The organism is Flavobacterium sp. UBA7680 (assembly GCF_002482975.1).
Taxonomy (GTDB): Bacteria; Bacteroidota; Bacteroidia; order Flavobacteriales; family Flavobacteriaceae; genus Flavobacterium.
Genome location: NZ_DLHA01000017.1, coordinates 322,286 through 336,953 on the forward strand (window position 1 = coordinate 322,286; position 14,668 = coordinate 336,953).

The 14,668-nt window shown below is 29.4% G+C and carries 15 protein-coding genes; all 15 read right to left on the reverse strand.

What is annotated here, in order from left to right; all coding sequences use genetic code 11:
* Positions 1 to 2 precede the first annotated feature (2 nt).
* The 15 genes from B3C18_RS03990 to B3C18_RS04060 all read right to left on the reverse strand — a co-directional run bounded on the left by B3C18_RS03990 (position 3) and on the right by B3C18_RS04060 (position 14,628).
* Positions 3 to 905 (reverse strand): glycosyltransferase family 2 protein, encoded by a 903-nt coding sequence (locus B3C18_RS03990; protein ID WP_291142732.1) that lies wholly within the window; start codon positions 903 to 905, stop codon positions 3 to 5.
* Complete coding sequence (locus tag B3C18_RS03995) at positions 905 to 1,750, reverse strand: glycosyltransferase (protein WP_291142734.1); 846 nt, start codon at positions 1,748 to 1,750, stop codon at positions 905 to 907. Before B3C18_RS03995 ends, B3C18_RS03990 begins: the two co-directional genes overlap by 1 nt.
* Positions 1,747 to 2,745, reverse strand: a complete 999-nt coding sequence (locus B3C18_RS04000) for a glycosyltransferase family 2 protein (protein ID WP_291142737.1) — start codon at positions 2,743 to 2,745, stop codon at positions 1,747 to 1,749. The genes B3C18_RS03995 and B3C18_RS04000 overlap by 4 nt, the downstream gene beginning before the upstream one ends.
* Positions 2,735 to 3,601: a glycosyltransferase family 2 protein gene (locus tag B3C18_RS04005; protein WP_291142740.1), complete on the reverse strand. Its 867-nt coding sequence runs from the start codon at positions 3,599 to 3,601 to the stop codon at positions 2,735 to 2,737. The genes B3C18_RS04000 and B3C18_RS04005 overlap by 11 nt, the downstream gene beginning before the upstream one ends.
* Before the next feature lie 38 nt (positions 3,602 to 3,639).
* On the reverse strand, positions 3,640 to 4,416 hold the full coding sequence (locus tag B3C18_RS04010) for an FkbM family methyltransferase (protein WP_291142743.1): 777 nt from the start codon (positions 4,414 to 4,416) through the stop codon (positions 3,640 to 3,642).
* Between the two features lie 6 nt (positions 4,417 to 4,422).
* On the reverse strand, positions 4,423 to 5,691 hold the full coding sequence (locus B3C18_RS04015; RefSeq protein ID WP_056200706.1) for an ABC transporter ATP-binding protein: 1,269 nt from the start codon (positions 5,689 to 5,691) through the stop codon (positions 4,423 to 4,425).
* 53 nt (positions 5,692 to 5,744) lie between these two features.
* Entirely contained in the window at positions 5,745 to 6,605 is an 861-nt protein-coding gene (locus B3C18_RS04020) for an ABC transporter permease (RefSeq protein WP_291142747.1), read from the reverse strand.
* A 152-nt stretch (positions 6,606 to 6,757) separates the two neighbouring features.
* On the reverse strand, positions 6,758 to 8,725 hold the full coding sequence (locus B3C18_RS04025) for a polysaccharide biosynthesis protein (protein ID WP_291142750.1): 1,968 nt from the start codon (positions 8,723 to 8,725) through the stop codon (positions 6,758 to 6,760).
* A gap of 83 nt (positions 8,726 to 8,808) precedes the next feature.
* Positions 8,809 to 9,693, reverse strand: a complete 885-nt coding sequence (gene rfbA, locus B3C18_RS04030) for a glucose-1-phosphate thymidylyltransferase RfbA (RefSeq protein WP_291142753.1) — start codon at positions 9,691 to 9,693, stop codon at positions 8,809 to 8,811.
* Positions 9,694 to 9,741: 48 nt separating this feature from the next.
* On the reverse strand, positions 9,742 to 10,587 hold the full coding sequence (gene rfbD / locus B3C18_RS04035) for a dTDP-4-dehydrorhamnose reductase (RefSeq protein WP_291142756.1): 846 nt from the start codon (positions 10,585 to 10,587) through the stop codon (positions 9,742 to 9,744).
* On the reverse strand, positions 10,587 to 11,135 hold the full coding sequence (rfbC, locus tag B3C18_RS04040; RefSeq protein ID WP_291142759.1) for a dTDP-4-dehydrorhamnose 3,5-epimerase: 549 nt from the start codon (positions 11,133 to 11,135) through the stop codon (positions 10,587 to 10,589). Before rfbC ends, rfbD begins: the two co-directional genes overlap by 1 nt.
* 20 nt (positions 11,136 to 11,155) lie before the next feature.
* Positions 11,156 to 12,298 carry a DegT/DnrJ/EryC1/StrS family aminotransferase gene (locus tag B3C18_RS04045; protein ID WP_291142762.1) on the reverse strand — a complete coding sequence of 381 codons (1,143 nt, stop codon included), beginning with the start codon at positions 12,296 to 12,298 and terminating at the stop codon, positions 11,156 to 11,158.
* Positions 12,291 to 12,716, reverse strand: a complete 426-nt coding sequence (locus B3C18_RS04050; RefSeq protein ID WP_291142765.1) for a WxcM-like domain-containing protein — start codon at positions 12,714 to 12,716, stop codon at positions 12,291 to 12,293. The genes B3C18_RS04045 and B3C18_RS04050 overlap by 8 nt, the downstream gene beginning before the upstream one ends.
* Entirely contained in the window at positions 12,713 to 13,678 is a 966-nt protein-coding gene (locus tag B3C18_RS04055; RefSeq protein WP_291142769.1) for an MraY family glycosyltransferase, read from the reverse strand. Before B3C18_RS04055 ends, B3C18_RS04050 begins: the two co-directional genes overlap by 4 nt.
* 17 nt (positions 13,679 to 13,695) lie before the next feature.
* Positions 13,696 to 14,628: a GDP-L-fucose synthase family protein gene (locus B3C18_RS04060; RefSeq protein WP_291142772.1), complete on the reverse strand. Its 933-nt coding sequence runs from the start codon at positions 14,626 to 14,628 to the stop codon at positions 13,696 to 13,698.
* Positions 14,629 to 14,668 lie beyond the last annotated feature (40 nt).

The window sequence follows — 14,668 nt, forward strand, 5'->3', positions numbered from 1 at the left end:
GGTTATTTTTTAAGAATACTAATAAAAAATCTTCTAATCGATTTTACAAATGGCATTAGCTTAAAGTTTAAAAAGTAAAGCCTTATTATAAAAATCCATTCTTTTAATGTTGGCTTTCTATTTTTTTTTATTGTGACTTCATAAGTCATCAGCAATTCCAGTCTTTGATCTTTTTTAAATGTGTACAAATAATCTATTATTACATCTTTAAAAAAACGAATGCTTGTTTCTTTTTTTAAGGATGTATTTTCTTGTCGGCCTGATATATTTATATTAGAAATTCTAAAAAAAACAATAGATTCATTTATTGTATATATTAATTTTCCGTCTGGAAAATCTAAAAATGCTTTATAATCACTACACCAAGCTAAAGGATAATTACTAAAACCATATTTTTTATAACTAGCTTTTAAAAAAATGTATTCAGATAAGGAGCTTCTTGTTATTCCTTTAAAAATCCTCACAAAAGAATCTGCTGCTGATTCCCAAACAGGATGGGTATATTCCTCTGAAATTGTATTAGAATCTTCTAAAACAATTTTTGTTGCAAATCTAATTACATTGGATTTGTCTTTAAATTTTTCGAAATTTTGATGCCAAGATTCAATTACAGAATGGTCTAAAAAATCATCGTCTCCCAAAATCATTATCCAATCTTCTTTTTCAGAAAGTGAGATACATCTTTCCCACTGTTTTGTCAATGAAATACTTCCTAAATTAGTTTCAAAACGATGATATTCAAAATCAAATTTTGATTCATATTTCTTGAGAAGTAAAGTTGGGCTTTCAGGACTGGCATCATCGCCAATATAAACCTTAAATCTTTTATCTGTTTGATTAGCTAATGATTCTAACGTCTTTTCGAAGAAGGTTATTTTATAATAAGGAATTATAATTGCAATCATTATTGTAATAACAATTTAAAAAACTTAAAATGAAGTTTTGATTTTGGTTTTAATAAAAGTAGTTTAAACCAAATTTTTATTGAATGTATCTTTTTTATGTGCTTAAACGATTCGAAAAGAAACTTGGCACCATTATCAAACTCTAGTTTTTTTAAATTAAAATTTGATTGGCTATTTAGCTTTAACGGTAATATATCAGCATACATATCATGTATTTTAATTACAGACTGATACCATGAAGGATTGATTGTTCCTATAGAAAAATGCTCGATCAAAATTTCTTTTGCCACCACAATTTTGTAATTATGTTTTAAATATTCAAAAGACAAGTTCAAATCGTAATTATGAAATCCTGTTAATGTATTAGAAAAATGAATTTTATCAGGGCGTCTGGCAGCCATAAAAACTCCATCTATTGCTACTACTTCTTCAATCTTTTTTTCCCAGCCTTTCTCCCAATGTTCTATATGACCAGATTTAAGATGCTGAATTATATTAATACTCTTAACATTTTCGGGACAATCCCACCAGGCTGAAGGCATTCTAGTTTTTACTTTTGCACCTGCCACGCCTATCAGTCCTATTTTAGAATTCTGTTCAAATATATTCTGGACTATTTTTCCCCAATTTTTGTTATGAAAAAAAATATCATCGTGAATAAAACAGCAGAAATTTCCTTTACTTTTACTAATTCCAAGATTATAGGCTTCAAAAATAGAATATTTATTTTCGGAATTATCAATTACAATCAATTCGTAATCAACACCAATTGTTTCATCAATATTACTTGAAAGTATTGGTTTGATTTCTGCTGTTCTGGAGCATATTATAATTGAAAGTGTCAAGCTGTTTTAAAAAATCTTTTTATTTTAATACTAAGGTTTTTACGTATTTTATATTTTTTATAAAAAACATCCATTATGGTTAATAATAGTAAATACCCCTGCAGTTTTTTTCCTCCCCTAATAAGTAAAAAAGCCTTTTCGTAGGTTAAAAAATTTCGTTTTATAAATCTATTTTCTGCTTTAATTTTATGAATATTATCAATATTTATAGTTGATAAATAATCCATTAAAACTTTTCGCATTTTATAATCAATATCAATAATTGCGATTCTCTTTTCTGATTGAATGGCTTTTGCGATAACACTCGTAGAATGATATCTAAAATTATTTAATGACTCTGGTATGAATGCTATTTTTTTATTTACGATTAATTTAAAATAAAACATCCAATCTCCGCAGTATCGAAACTCATCTGCAATGTCAAAATGATCCTCAATATTAACCGCATTTTTTTTGAATATAACTGCACTGGCATTTGGAATTACATTTTTAAATATCAAAAACTTTTCAATGAATTTGTTTGCATTCATTGTAAAAGAATTCAAAAATAAATTTTCGTCAATGTCATTGGTGTGAGTAATCCAATTACCTGTTGTTTCTCCAAATTCATTAACTCTATTTGACTGACAATAAGCTAAAACAACTTGCGAATCATTTTGAAAAGGTTCAACTAATTTTTCTAAAAAATTATTGTCACAGTAATCATCTGTTTCAGCAATCCAGATTAAATCTCCTTCTGCTAATGTTATTCCTTTTGACCATTGTTTAAACGTATTTCCAGAATTAATTTGGTTAAAAACACAATGAGAAACTTTTTCTTTCTTTGCATAGATTGACAAAATTTCCCGGCTGTTATCTGTGCTGCAATCATCTAGTATGATTACTTCAAAGTTAGAATAGTTTTGAGTAAAAATAGTATCTAGCCGTTCGACCAGATATTTTTCATGATTGAAATTTGGAACAATTATAGAAACTAATGGTAAGTTATTTATCACTTCTAATCTTTTTTAAAAGCTTTTTTATTTTTTTTTTGAATTGATTAAAATCGAATATTTTTTCTTTTTCAATCGATCCATCATATTTTTTTATCTGATCATTAAGTATTTCCTGAACTTCAGAATCAAAATTTTTTCTTATATTTTTTAAGAAATCTATCCAAATTTCTTCTCTTTTTGATTGAGTTTGAGAAGACCATATTGAACTATTATGAAGTCTGTATACGCTCATAAATTCATTTAAGAATTTAATTTTTCCATATTTGGCATTAAGCATATGTAGAAAGTAGTCTCCTACTGGTGCATTATGAAAATATTTAGGGAGCTTATTAAATAATTTATTTCTAAAAACTACACTACAAGTATGAATGTAATTTCCTTTAGCAAGATCTTTTATTGTTGTTGTTTCTAATACTTCACTGGTTATATCATCTTCTTCTAAAACGCCATTCCTTAATACTTGGACTTTATGATAACAAATGCTATAATCTAAATTTGCTTCTAAAAAATCTACTTGTTTTTGCAGTTTTAATGGATCTGTCCAATAATCATCTCCTTCACAAAGTGCAACATATTTTCCTGAACATTGATTAAAGGCAAAAATACCATTAGCTTGCATTCCAATATTTTTTTTATGCCTGAAATATTTGATTTTACTTCCTTGCGAATGTGTTTTTATTATATCATTAACTATTTCCTCTGTTCTGTCAGGAGAACAGTCATCGGCGATAATTAATTCATAATCAAAATCCGTTTGCTGCATTAAAATTCCTTTTATAGCCTGCTCAATATAGGATTCATGCTTATAAGTAATCATATTAACCGAAACTGTCTTTTGCATATAATTACCGTTCATTTAACTTCTTAGAATTTTTAAATTATTCATTCAATTTACTATTGAGCAACTATTTGAGAATCAATAAATCCATTTTTCTTAACAAATACTAATTCAACCAGCCACAAGACTTTTAAGTCAAAAGGCCTGTTTAGATCTGTAATTTCAAATAATCTATATCCATTTTCATCCATGAAATTTATCAACTTCAAGAAACTATTATCAAATGATTTATTAACAACTCCAGCTTCTACCATAAATATTTCTGTTTTTCCAAAATAATCACTTGCTCCTTGCAAAACTTCAATATCTAATCCTTCGGCATCAATTTTAATAATATCAGGAGTAGGAAAATTCCCTTCGATAAGCAATTCATTTAGAGTTATAACAGGAATTTCTATTTGTTGTAATCCAGCTGTTTCTGCTTCTTCTTTTGTGTATCTAAATGAACAACTATCGTCACGATCTACAATTGTAAAAAGAAAAGAACCTTTTTCTTTACCTGCACCAAAGGGATAAAATCGAACTTTAGAATTGCTATCTAAAACATCTTGAAATGATTCTTTTAGCCAATTTTGAGGCTCTACAAGAGTATAATATGCATCTGGAAAATATTTCAAAGCATCACGTGTCCAAGTTCCATGATTTGCTCCAATATCAACAATATGTTTTGGTTGAAAATTGATCTTTTTTAAAGTATTATAAAAATTCGACAATAAGGAACTTTTATCATCAATATGAACAGATTCAATAGGTGATTGAGAGATTGAGCTTATCTTGGTTAAATTATAACCAAATCTTTTTAATAATAATTTAATTTTCTTTTTAATTTTCATTTTACATTAATTATCTATTGACCATTCAAATCTTGGTTTTATAAATCCCGGTTCTCTTCCCATCCAAGCGCCAATTGGTCTTTCTCCTTCCTGAATAATAAATGACATAATGTCTTTTTCAATAAATAAAGCACTTTTTCCATTTTCTATTATAAAAAGAGATAGGTAATAAGTACCTATATTTAAAAATCCTTCGGGAAAAACACATTTAATTTTATTTAAACCATTTCTTAATTTTAAATCATTATTAATATGTGAAAAAGTAAAAAGAGGTTCACCAGCATCATTATTTAATACTAAAGTTAAATGCAAGTTTTTTGAACTATCTTTTAAAGTAAGCATCGTATTTAGCTCTATTTTTTGATATTCATCTAATGGGTCCTCAGATGATTTGCCAAATGCATTTAAACTTATTTCGTGAAGTGTAAATTCTGGTTTATCGTATTCTGAAGAAAAGTTTCTCATGTTCATTGACTCTGAATCCTGACTTAGATAATAATTCACCGCTTGTTCTGTACTGCCAACCATTGCTACTTTTCCATTAATAAGGACCAAACCCTTTGTACACAAACTTTTAACTGCAGCCATATTATGACTCACAAACAAAACTGTTCGCCCCTCACCTCTAGAAATATCTTGCATTTTACCAATTGCTTTTTTCTGAAACTCTGCATCCCCAACTGCTAAAACCTCATCGATAACCAAAATTTCCGGTTCCAGAAAAGCAGCTACTGCAAATGCAAGACGAACAGTCATACCACTACTGTATCTTTTTACAGGAGTATCAATATAACGCTCGCAGCCAGAGAATTCTATAATTTCATCCAGTTTAGATGCAATCTCTTTTTTTGTCATTCCCAGAATCGCACCGTTTAAGAAGATATTCTCACGACCCGTCATTTCTCCATGAAAGCCTGTACCAACCTCTAATAAGGAGGCAATTCTTCCTCGCGATTTTATGCTTCCGGTTGTTGGTGCTGTTACTTTTGAAAGTATTTTTAATAAAGTAGATTTTCCTGCTCCATTTTTACCTATAATTCCTAAAACCTCACCTCGTTCAACCTCAAAATTAATATCATGTAATGCCCATACGTATTCTGAAGTTCCTTTTGTAGAACGATCATTAGTATCGCCTATTTTTAAGTATGGATTTTCTTTACCACGAATTTGGTGCCACCATTTATTTAAATCGTGATTTAATGTACCTGTTCCTACTTCTCCTAAACGATATTGCTTAGAAATATTTTCGGCTTTTAAAATAATATCTTTTTCCAATTATAATCTTTAATCGTTAATTACCTAAAATAAAATCTTATAGATTTTTAATCCTAAACTGTATCAATAAAACTTTTTTCTGTCTTGTTAAAAATTAAAAGGCCTAGAAAAAATATGGCAATTGTAATGGTTACGGTATATCCTAATCCTATTACGGAAATTTCTCCAACATTTAATAACATGTAACGTGAGGATTCAATGATATACGCAAGTGGATTATATTCTACGATCCATCCGTAAGCAGGTAATTTTGCTTTAATAAGTTCCATTGGATACATTACTGCAGATAAATACATAAGCAATTGTATTCCAAACGCTACCAAATAACTAAAATCGCGGTATTTAGTCACCATAGAAGAAATCAACATTCCTAATCCAAGCCCTAAAATTCCCATAATAGCAATCAATAAAGGAAAAAGCAACAATGAACTGTTTAGACTTAAATCCGATCCCTTAAAATAGTAAAAAATATAAAAGGCAATAAAAATTACAAGTTGAATTCCTAACTTAATCAAGTTTGAAATTACAACAGAAAGAGGTGTAATTATTCTTGGAAAATAAACTTTTCCAAATATACCTGCGTTGGCTTTAAATGTATCCGAAGTTCCATTTAAACAAGCTGTGAAATAATTCCAGACAGTAATACCTGCCAAATTAAACAAGAATGGAGGAACAGAACCGGTATTAATACCAGCAACATTATTAAATATTATGGTGAATGTTATTGAAGTAAATAGTGGTTGAATTAAATACCACAGTGGTCCTAATACAGTTTGTTTGTATACTGTAATTACATCTCGTTTAACAAAAAGAAATAATAAATCTCTGTATTGCCATACTTCTTTAAAGTTTAGTGAAAAGAACTTATTTTTTGGTGTTATTTCGAACAGCCAGTCATTAGAATTATTATTCATTTTATATTCTATATAATCAATTTTTAATAATACATATAAGAGTTCTTCAACCCTTGATTTAACAAGATTTTTAGCCTTTTATTATTTATTTAAAAAGGAAAAAGGCGTTTTAAAAAAACACCTTTTTAATATATCTATTGAATTTGTCAGAATTATTTATCAAGAACTTCAAAAGCAGAATTCATACTTTTAAATTCAGGAACAATTTTTTTCATTTTTGCCACTATATCTTCATTATCATAAAAATCAGCAATTCCGATTAGCTCATCAATATCTGTATGCAGATTTTCATATTCATCTTGTATTTCCTGTGCAATCATAATTTTATTATGATAGGTAGGTAATGTTTTAGAAGTATCGTTTAATAATTCTTCATATAATTTCTCACCAGGTCGTAATCCAACTATTTTTATTTTGATTTCCTTATCCGGAATAAATCCTGCAAGTTTAATCATTTTTTTAGCCAAATCTATTATTCTTACTGGTTTACCCATATCAAAAATATAAATTTCACCTCCATTACCCATTGCCCCGGCTTCTAAAACTAGCTGACAAGCTTCTGGAATGGTCATAAAATATCGAATAATATCTTGATGAGTTATTGTTACCGGCCCCCCTTCTGCGATTTGTTTAGTAAACAACGGAACAACAGAACCGTTAGATCCTAAAACATTCCCAAAACGTGTTGTAATAAACTTAGTTACTCCAGGTATATTTTCTTTTTGATTTTTCAAAAACAAAGACTGGACATATTTCTCTGCAATTCGCTTGCTGGCTCCCATAACATTACTCGGATTCACAGCTTTATCGGTCGAAACCATCACGAATTTTTTGACATGATATTTACATGCCAAATCCGCTAAATTTTTGGTTCCTTTAATATTTGTTAAAATGGCTTGCGATGGATTTTCTTCCATTAAAGGAACATGCTTATAAGCAGCAGCATGAAAAACAACATGCGGATTATAATTTTTAAATACTTTTTCTAATGCTTTTTTACTTTTTACATCTGTAATAACTGCCACAATTTTTGCAGTTGTATCCATGCTTAATGTTTCTAAGCAAAGATTATGTAAAGGAGTTTCTGCGTGATCTAAAATAATAACCGTTTTTGGATTAAATCCAAGAACCTGTCTTACTATCTCACTACCAATTGACCCAGCAGCTCCAGTAATAAGAATGGTTTTATCTTTTAATTGTTTAGAAATGGACTTACTGTCTAAAACTATAGGTTTTCTTTCTAATAAATCTTCAATCTGAATATTTTTTACTTTTTGAGAAATCTCTTTTTGGTTTTCCCAATCTGAAATTAAAGGAACTGTATAAACTCTGTAATTGAATTCAAGACATTGATCAACTATAATTAATTGTTCGTCTTTTGACAAACTTTTATCAGCAATAATAACTCCTTCTGCAGCAACAGAGCGCATTAAAGCAGGAAGTTTTTTTCTTAAAATCAAAATAGGAAGATCTAACATTCTCTTCGATGCATTTTGATTATTTTTATCTACAAAACCAACAATTTTAAATCTAGATGGAGTTTCAAATTTTAATGCATTTGCAACAGAAATAGCATTTGCATCAGTTCCATAAATAACGGTTCTTATAAGTTTTGAATTTGTTTTTTCTGAAAAATACAGTTCAAATGTTTGTTTTACAATTACACGGTATAAAAACAAACCACAGAAGGACAGCACTAAATTGATAAATAATGCCGTATTTAAGAATGCTTTTTCTCCTGTATATAATTCATAAACAAGATTTATAAACAAAAAAAACACCAATACTGACATTTGAGAAAACAACAATTTTATAGCATCAATATAGGATGAATGTCTAATAATTCCTGAATATGTTCTAAAAAGCCAAAAGAAAAAAACATTTACTATTATTAAACTGGATACAAAGTAAAAATCATGTGAGACAATAATATATCCTAACGCTGTACCTTCAAACAACATATAGGTAAATGTAAATGAAAAAAGAAGCACCATAACATCTATGGCAACAATAATCCACCTTGGTAAATAACTAAGGTTATTAATATTTGCTCTCAAATTTCTTGGTGAAAAAGAGTTATACAATAAGGATGCTATTTTGGTTGGTTTATCTGTATCCAATTTTGTTTAGTTTAATTCTGCACACTTTGTATGGCTTACAAAAATACAAATTAAAGGTTTAAAATTTTATTTATTAGTTAAAATTAAACTTTAGAACCTTTTTTCTTTTGTTTTAAAAATTCTATTAAATAAGATCCATATCCAGATTTCACTAAAGGTAAAGCTAGATCCTCTAATTGTTCATTATTAATAAATCCTTGTCTCCATGCTACTTCCTCGATACATCCAACCTTTAAACCTTGTCTTTCTTCAAGAACCTGTACAAATTGGCCTGCCTGCATCAAGCTATTAAAAGTTCCAGTATCCAGCCAAGCTGTACCGCGACTTAATATGCCTACTTTCAATGTTTTTCTTTCTAAATATACTTTATTAACATCGGTAATTTCATATTCTCCTCGTGCACTTGGTTTAATATTTTTAGCAATTTCTACTACTGAATTATCATAAAAATACAAACCTGGAACTGCGAAATTTGATTTTGGAATTTCCGGTTTTTCTTCAATACTAATTGCATTTAGATTTTCATCAAACTCAACTACACCATAACGTTCCGGGTCTGAAACATGATAAGCAAAAACAACTCCGCCTTCTGGTTTTACATTAGATTTTAATAATTCCTGCATATTAGACCCAAAAAATATATTATCACCTAAAATCAGGGCCACATCATCATTACCTATAAACTCTTCGCCAATAACAAAAGCCTGTGCCAAACCATTTGGTATTGCTTGTTCAGCATAGCTAAATTTGCATCCTAAACTTGAACCATCACCTAATAATTTTTTAAAGTTTGGCAAATCATGCGGAGTTGATATGATCAATATTTCATTAATTCCTGACATCATTAATGTGGACAATGGATAATAAATCATTGGTTTATCATAAACCGGCATCATTTGCTTGCTCATTGCAAGCGTAAGAGGGTGTAAACGTGTACCCGAACCTCCTGCTAAAATTATTCCTTTCATAGTATCTTTTTTAAATTTTAAAGATTTTCAATAAATCTTAAAATTAGTTTATACAAACATCTTTTTTAAACTATCTCTATAATCAGGCACATCCAAATTATAAATTGACTTTATTTTTTCTTTATTTAATAGTGAGAATTTTGGACGCTTTGCAGGTGTTGGGTAAGCTGAAGTGGGAATTCCACCAACATTACATTTGTAATCACCCAATACTTTTATTGCTAATGCAAATTCATACCAGCTTATTTCGCCTTCGTTTGAAAAATTATAAATTCCCGGAATCCATTTTGAAGATTCTATGATATCAATCATAGCAATAGCCAAATCAGTTGCGTAAGTTGGTGAACCTATTTGATCGTTCACAACATTAATTTCATCTCTTTCCTGCATTAGTCTCTGCATTGTTTTAACGAAATTATTTCCGAATTTACTGTAAACCCAAGAAGTTCTTATTATAATTGAATTAGGATTTTCTTTTAAACAAGCAATCTCTCCAGCTAGTTTACTTTCCCCATATACATTTATCGGATTTGTTTCCGAATCCTCGCTTAAAGCAATAGAAGAAGTCCCATCAAAAACATAATCTGTTGAAACATGAATTAAACTCACGTCATTTTCTGCAGTGTACCTAGCAATTAATTCTATTGCTAAATGATTGACCCTAAAAGCCAATTCTTTTTCAGTTTCTGCTTTATCAACAGCTGTATATGCGCCGCAGTTCAATATTATATCTGGCTGAATGTCCTTTAATTGTATCTGAAGTATATCTAAATCATTCAAAGTAATTTTTGTTCTATCGGCAAAAATCCACTCATATTTTGGATAACTTTCAGACAAGACCGCTATTTCAGATCCTAACTGTCCACTTGATCCTGTTACTAATATTTTTTTCATTAAAATAAGCTATTACAGTTTTCAATAAAAGGAAGTATTTGATCTTTTTCAGAAACAATAGCATCATTTAAGTCCAGCCCCCAATCAATATTTAATGATGGATCATCAAATTTAATCCCTCCTTCAGAAGGTTTATTATAAAATTGATCACATTTGTACATTACAGAGGCCGTTTCACTAATAACTGAAAATCCATGCGCAAAACCTTGTGGAACCAGCAATTGCTTTTTATTTTCTGCAGATAACAAAATACTAAATGATTTACCATAAGTTGGAGAATCTTTTCTTAAATCTACAGCGACATCAATGATTTCACCTTCTAAAACACGTACTAGTTTTGTTTGAGCAAATGGGGGGTTTTGATAATGTAATCCCCTTAGAGTTCCATATTTTGAAAAAGATTGATTGTCCTGAACAAAATCGATTTCAACACCAAGAGTCTCAAATTTCGTTTTACTATAAGACTCAAAAAAATAACCTCTTTCATCTCCAAAAACTGTTGGTTCAACTATAAGTAAATCTTTAATAAATGTTTCTTCAATTTTCATATTAAAATAATTCTTATTTTTTAGCAATTAAAAAAAGATCTAATTACTTTTTTAATTCTGTTTTTATCTTCATCTGTAAGGCTTGATCCCGAAGGCAGACAAAGTCCGTTTACAAATAATTCTTCGGCAACTTTTTCTCCATAATAAGGAAATTCTTGAAAAACTGGCTGTAAGTGCATCGGTTTCCAAATTGGTCGACTTTCTATATTTTGTGTTTCGAGTGCTACCCTTAAAGCTTCTCTATTTATATTATTCTTAGAATTTTGTTTTATTAAAACTGTGTTCAGCCAGTAATTTGAATAAAAATTCTCATTTGAAATTTCAAAAAGCTCTACATCTTCTATATCACAAAAAATATCTTTATAAAAAAAATGATTTTTCCTTCTCTTTTCGATGTTTAACTCTAGAATTTTTATTTGACCAAGGCCTATCCCTGCACAAACATTACTCATCCGATAATTATAACCTATCTTGCTATGCTGATAATGAACTGCTTTATCTCTTGCCTGTGTAGCATAAAAAATAGCTTTTTCTTTTAAATTTAATGAATTACAAATTAAGGCTCCTCCGCTTGATGTTGTAATTATTTTATTCCCATTAAAAGATAAAATTCCAAAATTCCCAAAAGCTCCACATTCTTTACCTTTGTACTTACTTCCTAATGCTTCGGCACTATCTTCAATTACAGGAATTTCGTACCGATCTGCAACTGCATGAATTTCATCCACTTTGTAAGGTATTCCATACAGATGAACTGCAATAATTGCCTTAGGTTTTTTACCTTTTTTTATTCTGTTTATTATAGCAATTTCCAGATTTTCTGGACACATATTCCAAGTTTCTGGTTCACTATCGACAAACACTGGAATAGCATTCTGATACAGAATAGGATTTGCTGATGCCGAAAATGTAAGTGTTTGGCAAATAACTTCGTCTCCAGCTTCTACCCCTAGCATGATTAACGCTAAATGTATTGCAGATGTTCCAGAATTCAAAGCTGTTACAAATACTTTTTCATTAAAATATTCTTGAATCTTAACTTCAAAGTCATCAACATTTGGGCCTCCCGAAGTAATCCAATTAGACTCTAGTGCTCTTTGAATATATTCCTGTTCGAAACCGCTTTGTTCCGATAATGACAAAAAAATTCTTTTACTATCCATTTATGTTCCAATAATCAAAAGGAAAACGAACATCATCTTCTTTAACTTTTGTTAATGGTAAAGTCGAAAATGAAATTAATTTTGAGTTTTCTTGTATAGACTCAATTGCATTTGCATAACCAGCTGGAATATGAACTATTTTACTCTCAGATTCTGAAACAAATATTGTTTCAATAAGTAAATCTTTTGAAGGATTATCCCAATCATCAACTTTTACGAAATGAATTTTAAATGATCCTTTTAAACAGTAAAAATTTTTAGAATCTAATTTATGACCTTGCCAAGCCCGAATTGGATTTTCTTGAGAATTACTTATTATGTAAAATCTCTCTATATCTTGAAAACTAAAATCATTAACATATGAAATAGTTCCTCGATGATCTGAGAAATTCCCGCCTTGAATTATTTTAGGCATCATAAACTTAATCTTAAGTTGTTTTTTCTTAATAGATAAAACTTTAATGAATATATTAATAGTAATGGAACAATTACAATTACAAAAAGAATTAGATCTTGAACTTTTTGATACAGAAATATAACTAAAAATGAAATTCCAGTCTGTACAATCGCATAATACAAAGACACTAATCTATGCTGTATTTTATATTCGTTACTCAATACTTGATATAGATGTAAGCGGTGTGCTTCAAATATATTTTGTTTTAAATATAAACGATGAAGGATTGTACATACAGCATCAATGCCGTAAACAGCTAAAAATAAAAACCAAATAAGACTGTTTGTAATTAAAATTAATTTTAAAACTAAATAAATAATCCAAAAAGCTATTGCAATACTTCCAACATCACCTGCAAAACACTTAGCTTTTTTTCTATAGTTAAAAAACAAAAAAACTAAACTTGCAATAATTGCATATTTTATAAAAGTACCACTAATAAAAAGTTGAATCTTAGTATTTACATATAATAATGATCCCATTATAACTAAAGTGTAAAGCCCTGTAATACCATTAATTCCATCCATGAAATTGTATGCATTAATGAGGCCAATTGCCAAAATATAAGCAATTACAACGCCCCAGATTGGAACTAAATTAAATAATTCTAAGTCATAAAAAATTAAGGTAATAGAAAGAAAATGAATTGAAATTCGGATTTTGTTAGACAAACTCTGAATATCATCCCAAAAACTAACCAAACTAACCAAAGTTAATCCAGTAAAGAAAAAATAATTATTTTGAACATTCTGCACAAAATAAAGTAATGCTGAAAACCAAAAAATAACTCCTCCTCCTCGTAAGGTTATTTCTGTATGTGAGCTTCTTAAATTTGGTTTGTCGATGATATTAAAACGATCTGCTACTTTAAAATAAAGTAACATCAAAATCATTAATGTAATTCCTAGAATTCCGTATTCCATAATTTTAAGAACTTATATTAATCCCAATTAGTATCTCTAATTTCATCATAAACTTTTTGAATCCCTTGTTCTAAAGTTGTTTTAGCTTTCCATCCAAAACCGCTTAATTTAGAAACATCCATTAATTTACGAGGAGTACCGTCTGGTTTACTCGGGTCTGTAATAATTTCACCTTCAAAGCCTACAATTTTTTTAACTAAAATTGCAAGATCTAAAATTGAAATATCTTCACCCACTCCTATATTCATTAATCCCGAATCGTTATAATTTTCCATTAAAAACAGACAAGCTTCTGCAAGATCATCTGCATGTAAAAATTCCCTTTTAGGGCTTCCAGTTCCCCAAATTGTTACAGCAGAATCTTCATTACGTTTAGCCGTAATAAATTTTCTCAGCATTGCAGGTAATACATGAGAATTTTTTAAGTCATAATTATCATTAGGACCATATAAATTTGTAGGCATCACAGATATAAAATTACATCCAAACTGATCTCTATAGGCATCACACATTTTTATTCCGGCAATTTTTGCAATAGCATACGGTTCATTTGTAGGCTCTAATTCCCCAGTTAGCATATATTCTTCTTTTAATGGCTGCGGTGCCAATTTTGGATATATACATGAGGAACCAAGAAACATCAGTTTAGTAACGTTATTTAAATATGATTGATGTATTACATTATTTTGTATCATCAAATTTTCATAGATAAAATCCCCTTTGAAAGTGTTATTTGCAATTATACCTCCAACTTTCGCAGCTGCCAGGAAAACATAATCGGGTTTTTCATTTTTAAAAAAGTCGGCTACCGCCTGCTGGTCTCTAAGATCCAGTTCTGAGGAAGTTTTTAAAATAAAATTGGTAAAACCTTTTGCTTTTAATTGTCTTAAAATAGCAGAACCAACCATTCCACGATGTCCTGCTATATATATTTTATCATCTAAATTCATAATGCCAAATTTCTCCCTTCCAGATTAAAATTATTCTACT

Bases quoted from the DNA above. Each gene is read 5' to 3' on its own strand.
- rfbD (WP_291142756.1), bottom strand. From the start codon at position 10,587: ATGAAAAAAATATTAGTAACAGGATCAAGTGGACAGTTAGGATCTGAA.
- B3C18_RS04005 (WP_291142740.1), bottom strand. From the start codon at position 3,601: ATGAACGGTAATTATATGCAAAAGACAGTTTCGGTTAATATGATTACT.
- B3C18_RS04050 (WP_291142765.1), bottom strand. From the start codon at position 12,716: ATGATGCCTAAAATAATTCAAGGCGGGAATTTCTCAGATCATCGAGGA.
- B3C18_RS04055 (WP_291142769.1), bottom strand. From the start codon at position 13,678: ATGGAATACGGAATTCTAGGAATTACATTAATGATTTTGATGTTACTT.
- B3C18_RS04045 (WP_291142762.1), bottom strand. From the start codon at position 12,298: ATGGATAGTAAAAGAATTTTTTTGTCATTATCGGAACAAAGCGGTTTC.
- rfbC (WP_291142759.1), bottom strand. From the start codon at position 11,135: ATGAAAATTGAAGAAACATTTATTAAAGATTTACTTATAGTTGAACCA.
- rfbA (WP_291142753.1), bottom strand. From the start codon at position 9,693: ATGAAAGGAATAATTTTAGCAGGAGGTTCGGGTACACGTTTACACCCT.
- B3C18_RS04060 (WP_291142772.1), bottom strand. From the start codon at position 14,628: ATGAATTTAGATGATAAAATATATATAGCAGGACATCGTGGAATGGTT.
- B3C18_RS04010 (WP_291142743.1), bottom strand. From the start codon at position 4,416: ATGAAAATTAAAAAGAAAATTAAATTATTATTAAAAAGATTTGGTTAT.
- B3C18_RS04020 (WP_291142747.1), bottom strand. From the start codon at position 6,605: ATGAATAATAATTCTAATGACTGGCTGTTCGAAATAACACCAAAAAAT.
- B3C18_RS03990 (WP_291142732.1), bottom strand. From the start codon at position 905: ATGATTGCAATTATAATTCCTTATTATAAAATAACCTTCTTCGAAAAG.